General features: G+C 53.5%; 10 protein-coding genes. 6 read left to right on the top strand and 4 right to left on the bottom strand.

From position 1 onward, the window contains the following. The first annotated feature begins 183 nt into the window (after positions 1-183). A complete protein-coding gene (locus tag ACFQ14_RS08655) occupies positions 184-1,485 on the top strand; it encodes an MFS transporter (protein ID WP_377212338.1) in 1,302 nt (433 codons plus the stop codon). A gap of 248 nt (positions 1,486-1,733) precedes the next feature. On the opposite strand, the gene ACFQ14_RS08650 is transcribed toward ACFQ14_RS08655, so the two are convergent. Continuing rightward, positions 1,734-6,314 (bottom strand): beta strand repeat-containing protein, encoded by a 4,581-nt coding sequence (locus ACFQ14_RS08650; protein WP_377212337.1) that lies wholly within the window; start codon positions 6,312-6,314, stop codon positions 1,734-1,736. A 407-nt stretch (positions 6,315-6,721) separates the two neighbouring features. On the opposite strand from ACFQ14_RS08650, the gene ACFQ14_RS08645 reads away from it, so the two are divergent. Then, positions 6,722-8,734, top strand: coding sequence for a helix-turn-helix domain-containing protein (locus ACFQ14_RS08645; RefSeq protein ID WP_377212336.1), 2,013 nt, complete (start codon positions 6,722-6,724; stop codon positions 8,732-8,734). 80 nt (positions 8,735-8,814) lie between these two features. On the opposite strand, the gene ACFQ14_RS08640 is transcribed toward ACFQ14_RS08645, so the two are convergent. The 3 genes from ACFQ14_RS08640 to ACFQ14_RS08630 all read right to left on the bottom strand — a co-directional run bounded on the left by ACFQ14_RS08640 (position 8,815) and on the right by ACFQ14_RS08630 (position 12,952). Further along, positions 8,815-10,053 (bottom strand): Tm-1-like ATP-binding domain-containing protein, encoded by a 1,239-nt coding sequence (locus tag ACFQ14_RS08640; RefSeq protein WP_377212335.1) that lies wholly within the window; start codon positions 10,051-10,053, stop codon positions 8,815-8,817. Between the two features lie 107 nt (positions 10,054-10,160). Then, entirely contained in the window at positions 10,161-11,957 is a 1,797-nt protein-coding gene (locus ACFQ14_RS08635) for a TRAP transporter permease (RefSeq protein ID WP_377212334.1), read from the bottom strand. A gap of 29 nt (positions 11,958-11,986) precedes the next feature. Beyond that, a complete protein-coding gene (locus ACFQ14_RS08630; RefSeq protein ID WP_377212333.1) occupies positions 11,987-12,952 on the bottom strand; it encodes a TAXI family TRAP transporter solute-binding subunit in 966 nt (321 codons plus the stop codon). Positions 12,953-13,227: 275 nt separating this feature from the next. Between ACFQ14_RS08630 and ACFQ14_RS08625 the strand changes: the two genes are divergently transcribed. The 4 genes from ACFQ14_RS08625 (at position 13,228) to ACFQ14_RS08610 (ending at position 16,441) form a co-directional block, all read left to right on the top strand. After that, on the top strand, positions 13,228-13,473 hold the full coding sequence (locus ACFQ14_RS08625; protein WP_377212332.1) for a DUF2793 domain-containing protein: 246 nt from the start codon (positions 13,228-13,230) through the stop codon (positions 13,471-13,473). 159 nt (positions 13,474-13,632) lie between these two features. Continuing rightward, complete coding sequence (locus tag ACFQ14_RS08620; RefSeq protein WP_377212331.1) at positions 13,633-14,310, top strand: hypothetical protein; 678 nt, start codon at positions 13,633-13,635, stop codon at positions 14,308-14,310. 183 nt (positions 14,311-14,493) lie between these two features. Next, entirely contained in the window at positions 14,494-15,312 is an 819-nt protein-coding gene (locus ACFQ14_RS08615; RefSeq protein WP_377212330.1) for an ABC transporter permease, read from the top strand. A 13-nt stretch (positions 15,313-15,325) separates the two neighbouring features. Next, entirely contained in the window at positions 15,326-16,441 is a 1,116-nt protein-coding gene (locus ACFQ14_RS08610; protein ID WP_377212329.1) for an ATP-binding cassette domain-containing protein, read from the top strand. Positions 16,442-16,471 lie beyond the last annotated feature (30 nt).

Here is a 16,471-nt window from a genome sequence, read left to right as displayed (position 1 = left end):
AGTTTCACCTGATGAACATCCATCTCTAGAAAGGCTTCATAGCTACATGAGGCTTTTCTGGTATGAGTCGTAAGCTGGCAGAACCCGGCGAGAACACTGACTAGCCTTTGTATTAGGTGTTCATCTCCGCGAGATTTCTTGTATCTGTATCTGCAAGCAAACAACGCGGTCTTGAGCGGTGCCATGGTCAAAAGCCTTCTTCCACTAACCGCTCTGTTGATGGGGTCTGCGTTTCTGTTGTTTGCAGGCGGCGTGAACGGCTTGATCCTGCCGGTTCGTGGCGAGGCGGAAGGCTTTTCAGCCGCTTCATTGGGTCTGCTTGGAACCGGATGGGCGTTGGGTTATGTGGCAGGATGTCTTCGCACTCCTGCGCTGGTGGCCCGTGTCGGTCATATTCGCGCTTTCGGAGCCATGTGTGCGATTGCAGCAATTGCCGTTTTGCTTTCGCTGATTTTTCTAACACCTTGGTTCTGGATTCCCTTGCGCGCGCTTTCCGGCTTCTGCTTTGCGGGCGCAGCGATGATCGTGGAAAGCTGGCTGAACGAACGCTCCGATGCGGCCTCGCGTGGGCGCGTTTTTGGAGTCTATACGATGGTCAATCTGGCCGCCACGACAGCGGGGCAAATGGTGTTAACGCTGGGCGACACGAACGGCTACTTTTTCTTCGTTTTGGCTGCGATGGTCTATTGCCTCGCGCTTCTGCCAACAGCGATTAGCGCGACCACCACACCGCGCCCGCTGACGCAGGTATCGCTGAACATGAAAGGTTTGTGGAAGAATTCACCCATCGCCGTATTTGCGGTTCTGATGGTGGGAATCTCAAACGCAGCCTTCGGAACACTTGCCGCCGTATACGCAGCGCGTAGCGGATTGAGCCTCAATGAGGTTGCCCTGTTCGCAAGCATCCCGATTCTGGCGGGCGCGGCATTGCAAATTCCCGTCGGGATCGCATCAGATCGCTTGGACCGTCGTAAGGTGCTGATCGGTATTACAGTCTTTGCGCTTATCGCCGATGCGCTGCTTTTCTTCAGCGGAGCGGCCCAGCCGATGATGGTGCTGGCATTTTCGGCCCTGTTCGGCGCGACCGTCTTCTCGATGTATCCCGTGATCGTGGCCCATGCGAACGATCACGCCGAACCGGGAACGTATATTCAGGTCAGCGGCGGGCTGCTTCTGGTTTTTGGCATCGGCTCAATTGTCGGCCCGACGCTTGCTGGCTTTGCGATGACTTTAACAGGCGCTGCCAGTCTATTCGCTGTCACTGGTTTGGCGCATATCGTCCTGACCCTGTTCGCCATTTGGCGCCTTACTACCGCGCCCGCGGTCAAGGAGAAAGACAAGGTCGTGTTTCAGGCCAGCCCTCTCGCGCGGGCTTCCACCCCCGAGACAGCGGCTTTGGGAGCCAATCAAAACGAGCTGGATGCAGACCAGCAATCAGATGGTCTATTTGAGAATAATACTCCCAAGCAGGAGCCAGAAGAATGAGCGCTTCTTGGTTTGTGGTGTTTGGTCTTAATCGACTGGTGATTGACGGTGAGCTTCTGGTTTGAGGGTCTCACCCGACTTGAGCCCCTCAGCTTAACCATGCTTCCTCTGACGACGATAACAGCTTAATTTTCTTGCAGGCGAATAATTACCTTCAGCTTGGCGTTCAGAGTGACGCGGTTTGCTGCGGTTGGGAGCGATCTTGACGGTGGTCCGCCAAGGTCGCGGGGAAATCTGGATAGACGCGATCAGTAGAACTGGAAATCGCCATCATCAATGGTAACGTTTGAACCGCCATTGCCGTTGATGGTGATGGTGTTCTCTGCGGTGCCGTCGTTGAGGGTTAGCGTTACCGTGGAAGTACCATTTCCTGCGATGGTGAAATCCGACACGTCATCCGCCACTGCCGAGTACACACGCAGATAGTCCAATCCATCCTCATAATCCGTGATCGTATCGTGATCGAACTCGGCGAAGACGTATTGGAAGTAATCCCGATCGGCTCCACCCGTCAAAGTGTCGTTCCCAATAAAGCCTCGCAGCCCGTCACGCGCGCCCATGCCTGAAAGGACGTCATTGCCGACCCCACCATCCAGATAGTCCACGGTGTTACCGCCCGTCAGCGAGTCATTGCCGCTGAAACCGTAGAACTTTGCCCGGCCAGCGCCTGCAACCATGGTGTCCGATACTGCGGCAGAGTCCGAACCCCAGAAGACTTCCATCGACGCGAACAGGTCCCCCGCCGCGTCGCCGCCATGGGTGCCACTCAGGAGGTCTATGTCAATGCCAAGAGACCCGTTGCGGGCATCGAACGTATCTTGCCCTTGACCGCCGGAGAAAATGTCATTGCCGCCGGAGTCCAATACGAATGTGTCATCGCCGGCATTTCCCTCGAGCCGATTGTCGAGCGCGTTACCCGTGGCTGTGTGATTGTTGCCATCCAGGAACGTCAGGCGCTCCACGTTTTCCGAAAGCGTCCATGAGGAGACGCCATCGACATAAATGCGGTCGTATCCCTCGCCCAGTTCTTCGATGATTGTGTCGCCTGCGTCTTGGACGTAGTATTGATCACTGCCGCCAGCGCCCTTCAGCACATTATTGCCTGCATTGCCTATGATGATATCGTTGCCGCCACCACCGGTTACGTTCTCGATGGAGATCAGGGTATCTCCAACGGAGTTACCAGCGCTGGTTGGGTAAGCTTCGCCTGCCGCCAGATCGATTGTGATATTGCTGTTTGAATAGCTGTAGTCGGCCGTGTCGGTGTCGCTGCCGCCATCAAGCGTATCATCACCAAACCCGCCAATCAGGGTGTCGTTACCAGCGCCGCCAAAAATCGTGTCAGCGCCGCCACCGCCGTCGATGCGGTTGGCATGGTTATCACCGGTGATGATATCGTCGCCACCGCCCAGGATCAGGTTTTCGAAACCGGTCAGGGTTTCTCCACCCCAGCCTGCTGATGTGCCAAAGGCCTGACCTGTGTCCATGTTCACAGTGAGGTTGCCGTTGGTGTAGGTGTAGTCAGCTGTATCGATGCCAAGGCCTCCGATCAGGGTATCGGCACCTGTCCCGCCCGAAATGATGTCGTCATCGTCGCCACCGTCGATGTAATCATTACCGCCATTGCCCCACAAAATGTCGTCGCCGTCACGGCCGAGCAATCGGTCGTCGGTGGATGTCGCTTCGATATCGTTGTCACCATTGTCGCCGGTGAATTGCAAAAGCTGCTCCGGGCGCCCCCACTGCGTGAAGGTGAAGCCGGAAAAGTCCCACGACTGTGCCCCTAGGACAGAGATATAAAGTTCATCCTGTCCGCTGGCTTGCCCGTCGCTGCCAAGAACGTGCAGGCTTGTCGAAATTCCGCCTGCCGCGAATTGATCGCTGTCAAAATAGACGGTGTTATTGCGCCCCTGGCCGAGGCTGTTTTCGATGTCGAACTCAAGCTCTTCAATCGACTGAATGCTGATATTGTTGAACTCGATTTCGTTTCCGTCAGCCATGTCGACCACCAAACGGTCGATGTCATCCCCGCCGTCAATGGTTTCGTTCACATTGAAGTCTGATGATGAACTATAGAAGAAGGCATCATTGCCCGTGCCGCCACTGAGGATATCCTCACCTGCGCCACCCTCAATCTTGTCGGCACCGCTGCCGCCGTTGATTGTATCGACACCATCGCCACCAAAAAGCTGATCAGTATTGAAGCCGCCGTTCAACGTGTCGTCGCCGTCCAGGCCGTGAACGATTTCAGCGTCGAAGCCGCCGTCAAATACGTCAAAGGAATTGCCCAGGTAGAATTGTTCGATGCCTGAATAATTAACAACGATGTTACCGTTGATGGTGATTTGCCCAATGGATCCATCGACCTGTAGAGGCGTATTCGGCACATGGTTGAATGACGAATTTGTTGAGTGATATTCCATGCGGATCGTGTCTGTGCCCGCACCGCCTTCAATCGTGTCGGTGTAATCGCCTTGATACCATTGATAGAATGTATCATTGCCCGCACCGCCGCGGATCAGGTCGTTTCCAGCTCCACCAACGAGAATATCGTTGTCATCGTCACCATCCAGCGTGTCGTCGCCGGCATATCCGAACAGGGCGTCGTCGCCATCATTGCCGGACAATTTGTTGGCTTCCGAATCGCCCTCTATCATGTCGTCGCCAAGACCGGCGTAGACGTTTTCGATGCTTGTCATGTTGATTTGATGAAGGCCGACGAAGGACGTTCCACCATCCAGATCAATGGTGGCATTGGAGATCGTCCAGTCACCGAGGCCCCCGCCAACGAGATAGTCACGCAGATAGAGAGAATCCTCGCCTGCCCCGCCGCCATATGTGTCAGTCGTCGCACTGTTGACATCGACATGATAAAACTGGTCGTTGCCTATACCGCCACTGACGATATCGGAACCGCCACCACCGACCAGAATATCACCGGCTTCCTCGCCGAAGATTTCATCATCCCCGCCAAGGCCCATCAGCACGTCCTGACCTTCCTCGCCGACGATGATGTTCACACCGTTCGAACCGACAATCGTGTCGTTTTCGCCGGTGCCCCGAATATTCTCGATGGATGAAAACGTGAAAGTGTTGAGCCCCTGCGTGCCGGTGCCTGTATCAAGATTGAAATTGATGCCGTGAAGGACATTGTTGCCGAAACGGATAACGTCTGTTCCCTCGTTATTGTTCTCCACGATGGTGACGCTTCGCGCATTTTGGAAAGACTTGTATGTGTTGAGGTAATAGGCGTCATCGCCATCCCCCCCACGCAATTCATCATCGCCGTAGCGGCTGTAGAAACGGTCCGCAGCGCTGCCGCCGATCAACAATTCATTGATGGAGGAATCATAAATCCGCGCCCCGTTGTCGCTGGCGATGTAGCTTTCGAAGTTTGAAATTTCATCGAAGTTGGCAGTGGTGCCGTTAGCGATTTGCAGCTTACCAGTGCTCAGATACACATAGCGTAATGTTTGAGCTGCACTGTCATCATACGTGTCAAAACCATCGCCACCATTCGCGACAGAGCCTCCACTTCCGAACACGCCGTTGCTGACAAACGTGTCGTCGCCTTCCATCAGATAGACATCGAGGTTGGAACCAGCACCCTCCGTCAGGACATCATTGCCGGCTCCCATGTAACCGCGCTGATAGCCAAAGCCGGTTGCGGTGAACGTGTCGTCGGTGCCGGTAAACATGAACTCGTCAGGTCTGACTTGCAGTCCATTGGGGGCGTCTATGGTAAGGAAAGCCTGCCGGGTGATGTGCTCGACTGCGCCGTAAATTTGTCCGAAGTCAACTGCGAACGTCGTGTAAAAACTGTTGAGGTCCAAACTTATGGCCGTGCCAAGCGCCGCAAGCGTGCTGTCTATATGAATTGCAGTATCTAGGTACCTATCATAAAGGATAAACGTGCCGTCATCCAAAGCCGTCAGTTCTGCCGGTGTATTTGCCCCCAAACTTGCGCTAAGATTAGTTTCCGCAACAACAACATTTCCACTGTTGTCTAAAACCTGTCCGTAGACCTCGCCGCCTGACCTGTAGATCGCAACGACCTGATTGTTTACATCGTCGTAGGCAATTTGCACCTTGCTGGTGTTGCTAAGGTCTGCATCGAGACGGGTGCTGTAGCCCAGCGTTCCGTCGCCATTCACATATTGCAGTATCGTATCATTGCTCAGTGTATCAGAGTCTATATAAATCAGAGCATAACCACCTCCATCAAGTGCCACGGCTTCTCTGAGGCTGTAGGCTTCGTTGGTAAGGGTAGAGACTGGTTCGACCGTTCCGTTGGCGCGCAGCACAGCGATCGTTATATCGAACCCAAGCGCTAGACTTCCGGCATCTCGTCCCACTTCCACGAGAATGTCTCCGGTGGGGCTTTCCGCCAAAAACTGTGGTTGCGTAATGGTCTCAGCGGGGTACAAATCCGTTAAGTTGTAATCGCGAAGGACAGCGTTGTTCTCATCAAACACCACGTAGTGAACATCTCCATCGCTCGCTTCGATCAAGACGCCCAAATCTGCAGAACCAACTGCCAGCCGGTCTATATCCGAATATTCATAGCCAGTACCAGATATGTCTTCCGTTCCTAAAAGCTTTGCTGCCGGGTAACCCAACAACACGGAACTTGTTGATGTAACATTTTCGCCTTCGATGTCTCTTTCGACGCGAATGATATTGCCTGACGCATTGATCATCAGGGCCACTTCGCGCACCGGCGATAGCGGAATCCAATTCGTCGCATCCTTAAATCCGGGCGCGATCGCTTCGAAGAAGGAGTCCTGTCGAGTTTGAAAAGTTCCGAAATAAAGGGGCGTGTCTGGCATTGTGCGAATCCTGTCAAATCAGTTGGCGCTCCAGATTGAAAAACTGAGTTCTTTTCGCGCAAACGCGCACAAGTGAACCGCTGTCTCAACAACCGGTATTCGCGATCAAAGATACGTTCCGCACGCCCCCAGCCGAACAGTGCAAGCAAGCTACCCTGCCAATGTGGGGCCAATAAATTACATTCGGTTACATCCTCGGTGTAATTCGGTTACATCGCGCCGTTTTACTGGGTTTTCCGACGAAAACAGTACTCGTTGCACGGCTGAAGGCGATTCAAACCCACAACTCAGCATCGAAACAAGTCGATTTCCCATCCCTTTATTTCTTAGATATTCCGCATTAGATTTTTTTGTCAGTTGAGGGGTAAAAGCGTTTGGGGCGCGGCAAGTGGGCAGTGCATTACAAAATGGATGATCTCTCTGCGTTTGGAGTTCTGGTAAAGCAACGCAGGACAACGCTCGGCCTGACGCAGGAAGCGCTTGCAGCGGAGGCTTTGGGAAACCTTGACCGAAAAGGTTATATCTCCAACATCGAGCGCGGCACCCGACCTCGGATAACATCCGCCACGGCCAAAAAAATCTGCGATGCGTTGGAAATTGATCTGGCCGATGTGCCGGCTTCTTTGCGTTGGCGGGAAACCATTGATGAAGGACGGCAAGACCGGATTGGAAGCAATGATACGCTATCCCCTTTTGCTGGCTCAGTCCCTGATCACACTCTTGTAACGGCCCAGGGCTTTGATCGAGGAGGTTCCACGCCTTTCCAAAAGCAACTTCTTGGCATTGGCTTGCTGATCGCCCTGATCGTCTTGAGTGCTGAAATACTAGACGGTCTCTCATCCATCGCAGCAAACATCTGGCCCGATGGAAGGTTTTCGTTTCCACGGTTTTTCGCATGGTGCACCGCCATACTATTCGTCCTGTTTTACTTCTTCGGCTTTGAAGGCAGTGGAGCCAATTCAAGGGCGCAATGGCTGGAGCGCGGGACTTGGCGCGATCGTTATCTGGACGTAGTTGAACGAACTCTGGCCTGGACAGACCGCTTGTTTCTCACGCCCGATCAGTTCCGCAATCTGCCTCAAAACTCGATCAACAGAAACTGGAGCATCGGGCTTTATGAAAAGGCATGGGGCTTCGCGATTGTATACCCTGCTGCACTTTTACTTCTACAATGGACGATAACCGGAGCGGGACAGCAGCTAGGATTTCTCCAGCTATGGCCACCAGAACCCGATGCTTCGCGTCGCGCTTTGGTGGCCCTGTCTTTTCTAGTCCCCATCGCTTTATCTTTTGTCGCTCGCAGTCAGACCAACGATAAGAACCGTATCGCGCTGTGCGCACTAGCCTTAGTCATCAACTTGGCCGGCACGACATACCTTTGGTCTGTCTACTGGAATATCCTGGTGGGCGCTGGCGCCATGAACATGATTTCGTTTGCCTTCATCCTGGGCGTTGGACTGCGCTTGTTCGACACCGTTGCGGGCGCAATTGCTGCGGCGGCCATCGCTGGCGCTTCGCTCAGCTTTCTGTTTCTGCCATTGGTCGAAATATCGGAATTCATCACTGGCCGTGACCAGATGGGGTATACCGACCCTGTAGTGAACATCACCCACACTGTGCTCAATCACTCGCTGAACATCATCATTTTCTTCGTCTGCCTGAAACTGATTTCGCGCTTCATCAAACCCGGATACGCGAGAGGAAGCCAGAAGAAAGGCGTGGTAATCTATGCGATAGTCACGCTTGGGGCTGCCGCGCTGATGGTCATCGCTGCTGGCCAGCAGTTTTGGTTCTCATACTATTTCCTCATCGGTCTGCTGCCGCTGATCAATGCACTGTTTGATTTTATGTCAATCGGCCTCACCAGACTTGCTCTGCGTCTGGGTGCTCAGAAATTTGGTGTGAGAACGCTCTTTTTCAGCGGTCTTGATCTGACTTTGGCAGTGTTTCTGCTTGTGGCTTTGGTGCTCACAGCTTCTGCTGTGGCGGTCGGCTTAAACTGGGCTGCGGGTTTGAGCGCATTCCCTCTGCAATCCGGTGCACTAACCTGCCTTGAAAATATTGATCCTGCTTTGTCAGGCCTCGCACACTCTTCTGTGAAAGGTGTAACCGGCGTTCAAAGTGCTTGTTCGGATTCAATTATCGCCAGCCTAAGCACCTCGCCGCAGGATTTCACATGGTTGTTGTTGGTTTTCGGCTCGACCTTGCTGCCCACGATTTTGCATCTTGGATTTGCCTTGTTCGCGCTTGGCCCCGCTTTGCTGAGCAACAAAGTTCGCTTGCGTGTCGCTAGCTGGGCTCGCAAATCCGCTTATGATCCATTCATGAGGGGTGGTGCTGCTCTGTTTATCAGCGCCTGGCTCTCAGTCATCGTAACGGTCACTCTATTTGCGATAGAGCAACTCAAGATATTGGTTTGAAGGGAGCCGCAATTCCGGAACCAATATCAACCGATGACATGGTTTAATATCGGCAACGGTTCTCGCCACTTTCGAGATAATTAGAGATTGACCTTCACCACACCATCTTCAATCCATCCATCCAAAACCGTCAAAGCAGCTTGCGCAAACGCCTCGTCGTTTATGTGGCAATCAAGTTCCTGATAGGTGACCGGGTCATTGAACGCTTTGCGCATTTCATCGAGAAATTCTGCAAACGCCTCAGGGTCATAAGCATCGCCACCTGCCCTGTCCCATTCCTCAACACCTTCATTGGGCATCAGAACATGAACAGGTGCTTTGCTGCCGGCAAGTCGCTTTGCCATTTCGCGGGCGGTTTCGCGCCGCTCTTCACCATTGAGTCCGGATGATTTGATGAGACGGTTGTGGGCGTGGAAAGGACGGTCACGATAGTGTTCGGGGATTTCCTGCCATCCGGCAAAATCAATCAGGTCGAGACAACCGGGCGCTACAAGCTGCGGGATGCCAGCCTTGCCGGCGTTTAACATGCGGTCGGCCCCACCATTGACTACAGAGCCTGCAAGAAGATTGCCCAATTCAGGAAGCGCAAAGTCCATCACGCAGGCGAAGCCGCCTTCGGCGGCCACGCTTTCAAAGGCCATGCCACCCATACCGGTTGCGTGAAAGACAGCGACTTCAAAGCCACGCTTTTCAAGCTCGGGTTTGAGAAATTTCTGATAGCGCAGACAAGATGTTCCAAGGGCAGTCATACCAATCATGGGTTTCTTCGCGTCTGGCGGCTCGACGGCCCGGGCTGCGCCTAGCACAGCGCCTGCAGCTTGGCTGAGCGAAGATTTGCACAGCGAATTCAGGCCATACAAACCTCCAGCCCAAAGGATCATTTGAATATCAGCTGAAAGTCTTTCTGGAGGAATGAGCGGCGAGAAAGATACGGTCGAAACGACATATTTTGGAACACCGAGAGGAAGCGTTCGGCACACGTCGAGCGCCAGATCAGTCCCCATCGTCCCGCCCAGAATCACGACGCCATCAAATTTTCCGGCGTAGAACATCTGACGAGCCAACGTGCTGGCGCCCTTCGTCATGATTTGCATCGCACTGTTTTCGTCACCGCTGTTGATCACGGCTTGAATGGTGCTTTCAGCAGCAGCCGCGACATCGTGCTTGGAAATATCGGTTGGTTTTTCGGGGTCTCCCAAAACGCTGACGTCCATGGTCAGCGTCCTGCCACCGGAAGCATGGATGCGCTCGGCCATGTATTCCAACTCATCGTTTTTCGTATCGTATGTTCCAACAACCAATATCGTTTTAACTGTCACACTGTTCTCCTTTGCGCGGGCAGATCATGTCTCCTTCAACGTCATGGGAGGGAGAAAATTGTCCAGCCGTATCCAACATAGCTTTTGCTCTGCTCGCTCTCCCCGACCTAAACGAAAGCTGGTGCAAAGATGATGGATGCACCACCACAAATGGCAAGCGCACGGTGCCAAAATTTGGTGTAGCCGATAAGCCCAAACGACACGGCAGCCAAGCCAATCGCGAGCTGGATGAAGGTTAGAGTAGCGCCTGTCGGGTTTGTCTTCAGAGCCAAGATATCTGGGTTCGCAATCATGCCCAGCGGGATGAGATATAGCCCCACGCCCAATGCCATCGCGGTGAGTGCCACTTTGAGCCAATTCTCTTCGACCATGCCGGCAGAAATGAAGACCGCTCCGCACACAGGTGGGGTGATTGTGGACAGGAGCGCAAACCAGAACACAAAAAGATGTGCTTGCAGTGGGTCCAGTCCCAATTGGATGAGCGCAGGCCCAGCTACCGAGACACAGATTACATAGGCAGCAGTGGTTGGCACCTCCATGCCGAGGACCAAACATGCAATTGCCGTCAGCAGCAGCGAGGGCCACAAGAGGCCGCCGGATCCAGACAATATGAGCGAAGTGATCTTCACCCCAAGGCCTGTGATGGACAGGACGCCGATGATGATGGAAGCGCACAGGATGATCGCCGCGATCATAGACACTTGCTTACCTGCATTTAAGCATACGCTTTCAAACCGCGCCTTCGTTCGCACCCAGTCAAATGTAAACTGGCCGTCAATCAACAACATGCAAGCGCCTGCTAGCAATGCCAGACAGGCCGCATATTGGGGCGTGAAACCGACGGCAAACATCGCCCACAGCAAAATGGTAAATGGCACGAGAAAAAATGCTGACGTCACAACCACAGCCCGCAAAGCTGGCTTGTCAGAATCGTTCATGCCGCGCAGCTCATGGTGTCGGGCATAGGCGTTGATTCCCACCCAGACGACTGTAAAAAACAGAACGGCGGGCAGAAATGCTGCCGCAATAATGTCCACATATGGAACGCCGGTCAGCTCCACCATTACGAATGCGCCTGCGCCCATCAGCGGCGGCATGATCTGGCCTCCGGACGAGGCGACAGCTTCAACGGCAGCCGCCAACCGTTTGGGATAGCCGAGCTTCGTCATGGCCGGCAGGGTTATCGCGCCTGTGGAGGCGACGTTTGCAGACGCCGAACCTGAAATGGAACCGAATAGAGCAGACGAAATAATCGACACTTTCGCAGCGCCACCTTTTAACCTGCCGGCAGCGGCGGCGGCCACGTTCATGAAACCTTGCCCGGCCTCCCCCGCATTGAGCACAGCGCCGAAGATGACGAAAATAGCGACAACGGAAACGGAAATGCCGGTCAGACTTCCCCAAATGCCGCCTTCGGCAATTGTAAGCGTTCCGAGGAAGCTCTTCAGCGGCGTACCAGAATGCCCAAACTCGCCGGGAATATATTGCCCAAACAATCCGTAAAGGAGTGACAGAAGGGCGACGAGCGGCAGCGGCCAACCGATGGCGCGTCTGGCAGCTTCCAGAACGGTGGCCAAGAGTGTGAAAGCGATGGCGATCTGGAAGTCGCTCTCCAGAAACCCGTACTGGTCGCCAAGCATTGATTGATTGGCTGCGATCCACATGCAAGCACCGACACCCGCTATCGTTAAAGCCCAGCCGGACAGACGGGCTGTCGAAGAAACCGTGGCAAAGACGAGAACCCACGGTAGTGCGAGAGCCATGTGCAGAGGCCGCGCGACCAAGTTTGGCACCAGGCCGGAAAAGATCAGCACTAAATGGAAGCAAATGGTGACAGCACCCAGCACCACCCATCCGACCGAGGCCGGACGAGCGATAGATGGCGCGTCTTCTACGCTGTCCACGATTGGTGGTTCCCAGCGCGGGCGCGGTCTTACTTCTGCTTGTCAGTAAGGGCGAAGCCAGCTTCCTCATAATAACGCACAGCGCCAGGGTGCAGCTTCACGGTGAGGTTAGCCATCAAGCCTTTATCAACACCATTCCACCAAGGTGCGCCTTTGCCCATGCCGGCCTTGCTCTCCCAAAAGGTCTTGGTGAGCGTGTAGGCGGCCTCGTCGCTCATTGCCGTTGTGGTGAAAGCAGCAACAGGCAGAGAAGTCGTGGTGATATCTGCATCCTGTCCGGCATATGTGCCAGCTGGAATGACGAGTTTGGCACGGTTTGATGCCGCAATCTGATCGTCGGTCAGCGAAATTACTTTGACGCCAGTAGAAGCCGCAGCCTCGATCACGTTAGGGGCAGGCCAGGAACCGGCGGTAACGAATCCGTCAATCTGTCCATTCTTTAAGGCCGGCACCGCATTGGAAAGCTCCACCTCAGCCAATTTCACTTTGTCCTTCAGGCCGAATAGTTCGAGATACTTCTCGCCCTCGCGTGCACCGAACGAACCTTTGCCAAGGAGGATAGTTTTGCCTTCCATTCCAGCAAAATCGGTTACGCCACTGTTCGCCGACATGACGAAATGCATGGTCAGCGACGGAATGGGGAACAGGCCACGGATCGTGTCGAACTTAGGATCGCCCTTGTCCTTGAACATCGCTTTGCCGCCCTGCGCGAGGCTCACCAGCACAGGGGGTGTGGTGAACACATAGTCGCCGCCACGTGCACGAGTTTCCATCACGTTTTGAACGGAGCCCTGGCTCTCTTCCACCGTCACGATGATTTCGCCGTTGGTAGCAGCTTTCATCGCCTCCGCAATCTGCACACCCATCTGGTAATAAGACGAGGTGGATTTAGCTGATTTATAAGTGATGCGCGTTTCCGCACTTGCCGCACTAGAGAAACAAACGGCGGTTGCTAAAAGTGTAACGGAAGCGGCGCGAGTAATTGCTTTGTGCATATCGGTCTCCAAAAATGCGTTCTGCAAATGGCCGATCTCCTCCCGAAGCGGCGGCCGATTTCTGCGAAAAGCTGAACCGATTTACATCGCGATTGCAACCGCCTTCGTACGTTCATAAACCGACATGATGGGTTTGCCTGTTCTGCAAAATGCCCAAAGCCTTTGCGCTCTTGGCTCGTTGAACCGACAACCCGTGAATCAACCACCAGCAGTAATCCCCGCCCGTACACCTGCGGTTACGCTTTGCTCTTTGCATCACATTTGGAGCTGAAGCCTTGGAACACACACCTAAACTGGCCCTTCCCTATATTCTGGCAGCGCAAGCGCAGAAGCACGTGACACATAATGAAGCTTTGCGCAGGCTTGATCAGATCATTCATTTGTCACTGCGCACACTAACCCCCGCCTCGACGGCAACTTCCAGTCCTGAAGAAGGGGATGCCTACTTGGTGGCGACCAATGCTGACGGTGTTTGGACAGATCATCCGGGTGACATCGCAACCTACCACGAAGGCGATTAGCTGTTCTTTTCGCCCAAACCGGGGTGGATCGCGTGGATAGAGGACGAAGGGAGCGCGCGAATTTACAACGGAACAGAGTTCGTTGCGCTTTCCGGGTCTGCTGACGGTTTCAGTGTGTTAGGCGTCAATACTGATGCAGATGAGATCAACCGTCTTGCGGTGGCTGCGCCTTCCAGTCTTTTTTCGCATGATGGTGATGACCACCGACTGAAGATAAACCGGAATACCGATACCGATACTGCAAGTTTGATCTTCCAGTCGAATTTTTCAGGTCGTGCAGAATTCGGCTTGGCTGGAGAAGACGCTTGGAGCGTCAAGGTGAGTCCTAATGGCTCAAACTGGCAGACCGCATTGCGAGCGCAATCTGCAACCGGCGAGGTTGATTTTCCAAATGGCTTGAGTGTTTCCGGTGGCGATAGGTTTGATCATTTTGAGAGCGGCACATGGGTTCCAACCCTAAGTGGAAGCAATGGTGGCGCTCAGCCCAGCTATGCGGCGCAAGATGGAAACTTTATTCGCATTGGAAACTTTGTCTTTGTCAGCGGACGGTTGGGATGGAGTGCACCGGGAAACTTGGATGGGCAGTTGAGAATCTCAGATCTACCGTTTCCATGCGAAGCTGGGCTCCAAAACCGAACGGCCTTGAACATGGCTTGGTATGACGGGCTTTCCCTTCCCACTAACGCCACCCAACTGGGCGGGTTCATTGAGCCTGGCACAGATACCGTTCGCCTGTGGGGCGCAGTCAATGCTTACGAAGGAATCAATCTTATCATGCAGACTTCGCACTTGGGGCAAAGCGGGATCATGTATTTTTCGTGTATTTATCGAGCCTAATCTCCAAGAAGTTTTTGAGACGCAGCGGTTTCCTTTTTTCGGCTTTGCTTTAAGAGTTCGAAAAACGAGAAACCGCTTAATCCATTCATCTTTCCCTGCACCTTAGGCATCTGCTTCGAGACAGCACCGAGATGTTAACAACTGCGGTAAGATTTCAACATTCGAGACGAAGCCTTTCGCCCGATGAGCGCATCCCAAACAACCATTTCAAGTGGCGAACGTAAGCACGATGCCCGCAATGACGTGTTCCGGGCAGCCGCTATGTGGCGGTTGGCGCTTGCCAATGCGTTTATGGAACTCGACCAACGATACCGACGGACCTTCATCGGCAAATGGTGGATTGCACTCACATTCTTGCTGTTTGTAGGCGTCAAGGTGGTCATTTTTGGCGCATTGAACAATGTATCTTTGCAGTTTTTCGCGCCCTATTTGGCGATGGGATACATGCTGTTTCGCTTTATTTCTCAGTCTGTCACGGGTGGCGCTGCGGTGTTTATCTCGTCACAAAGCTGGATAAAGACCGAGCCTCTGCCAATTTCGATACATTTGTTTTCGTTCTTGGCGAAGAACTTCATCATGATGTTTTTCATGGCCATTCCGGCGCTCATCTTGTGTTTTTGGGCCGGTCGATATTCGTGGGTTGCGCTTGGAAGTTTGCCCTTCGTTGTGGTGCTCTATGCGATAAATCATTTATGGGTCTCATGCCTGCTGGGCATCATTGCGGCGCGATTTCGCGACGTTGTTTATGTGCTGGTGACGGTGATGCAGGTGCTCTATTTCGCGACACCTATTCTATGGGTTCCCACGGAAACCGGCATACGCGCCTGGGCAGCGGCGTTGAATCCATTGACACACTATATCGCTGTTCTGCGCGATCCGATGATGTATGGCACGGTTCCTTGGATCAGTTGGGCTGTGGTGATGAGCATGACAATAATTGGCTGCATCCTTGCTGCGATCGCTTTCGTGCGATACCGCAAGAAACTGGTCTACTGGATTTAGGAACTGCCGAAGCATGGCTTCCATCGTCGCCAAAGATGCCAGCGTCATTTTTCCGCTCGTTGGCCCAGACCGTCGCTTTGCGAAGCCGAAAGAGGGTGAGGACATTCCCGTTGGTGGCCGCATTTTGCGCGGCCGCGATGCAGGGATCGTGGCGATCGACAAGTTCTCAATCGAACTGGAAGATGGCGACCGATTGGGCATTTTTGGTCACAATGGATCAGGCAAATCAACGCTGTTGAGACTGCTGGCCGGCATTTATCCGCCCACTCAAGGGGCCTTGGAAATTGTTGGCTCAACGGCAGGGATGTTCAGCCTCAATCTCGGCGTCAACAAGGAAGCCACGGGGCTGGAGAACATTCGGTTCAAGGGTTTGATGCGTGGCATGAGCCATGCGGAGATCAACGAGATGATCCCGGAAGTTGCCGCTTTTTCGGAGTTGGGTGACTACCTTCACCTTCCGGTAAAGACGTATTCTTCAGGCATGGTTATGCGCCTGATGTTCGCCACTGCCTCAATGCTGAAGCCCGATATCCTGTTGTTGGACGAATGGGTTTCCGCTGGAGACGGTGCTTTCCGCCAGAAAGCCGACGAATATCTACAGAGTATGATTGAGACCAGCAGCATTGTCGTTATTGCCAGTCAAAATGACCGAAAACTGCGGGAATGGTCCAATAAGTTGGTCTATCTGCAGCGGGGTATACAGGGCGAAGTGCCCGAAATACCAAGCGGCAAATTCATCCCGGATCGCGAGAAATTAACAGGCTATCAACGAGCGTTGAACAACCGGGCGTTCGAAGATGCTCTTCGACGGGTTGGAGAGGTCTGGCCAGTGACAGAGGCGCCATATGAATTTCACTTCCATCGCGGCACTAATTTCCTGCGGCTGCAAAACCTGGACGAAGCGCAACTGGAATACCTCAAAGCGCTGAAGATTCGACCTGAAAGCCCCGGCTTACACAACCTGTTGGGCAAGGTTTTGTATCGTTTGGGCGAACCTGAAAAAGCGTTCCATCATATAAAGATAGCTCTCACGACAAGCGATGGTGCTGTTGGTGATATTGCTACCATTAAAAAGGTCGCTTCAATGGCTAACCTTACTGATGAATTGCCAACCGAGTATTTCATTTAAGTTTGTGTTTCCAATGTCTTCGTCTTATGC

The sequence above is a fragment of the Pseudahrensia aquimaris genome (genome assembly GCF_042676045.1).
GTDB lineage: Bacteria > Pseudomonadota > Alphaproteobacteria > Rhizobiales > Rhizobiaceae > Pseudahrensia > Pseudahrensia aquimaris.
The sequence above is the reverse complement of the archived record's forward strand: the minus strand, read 5'-3'. Positions and strand labels throughout refer to the sequence as shown.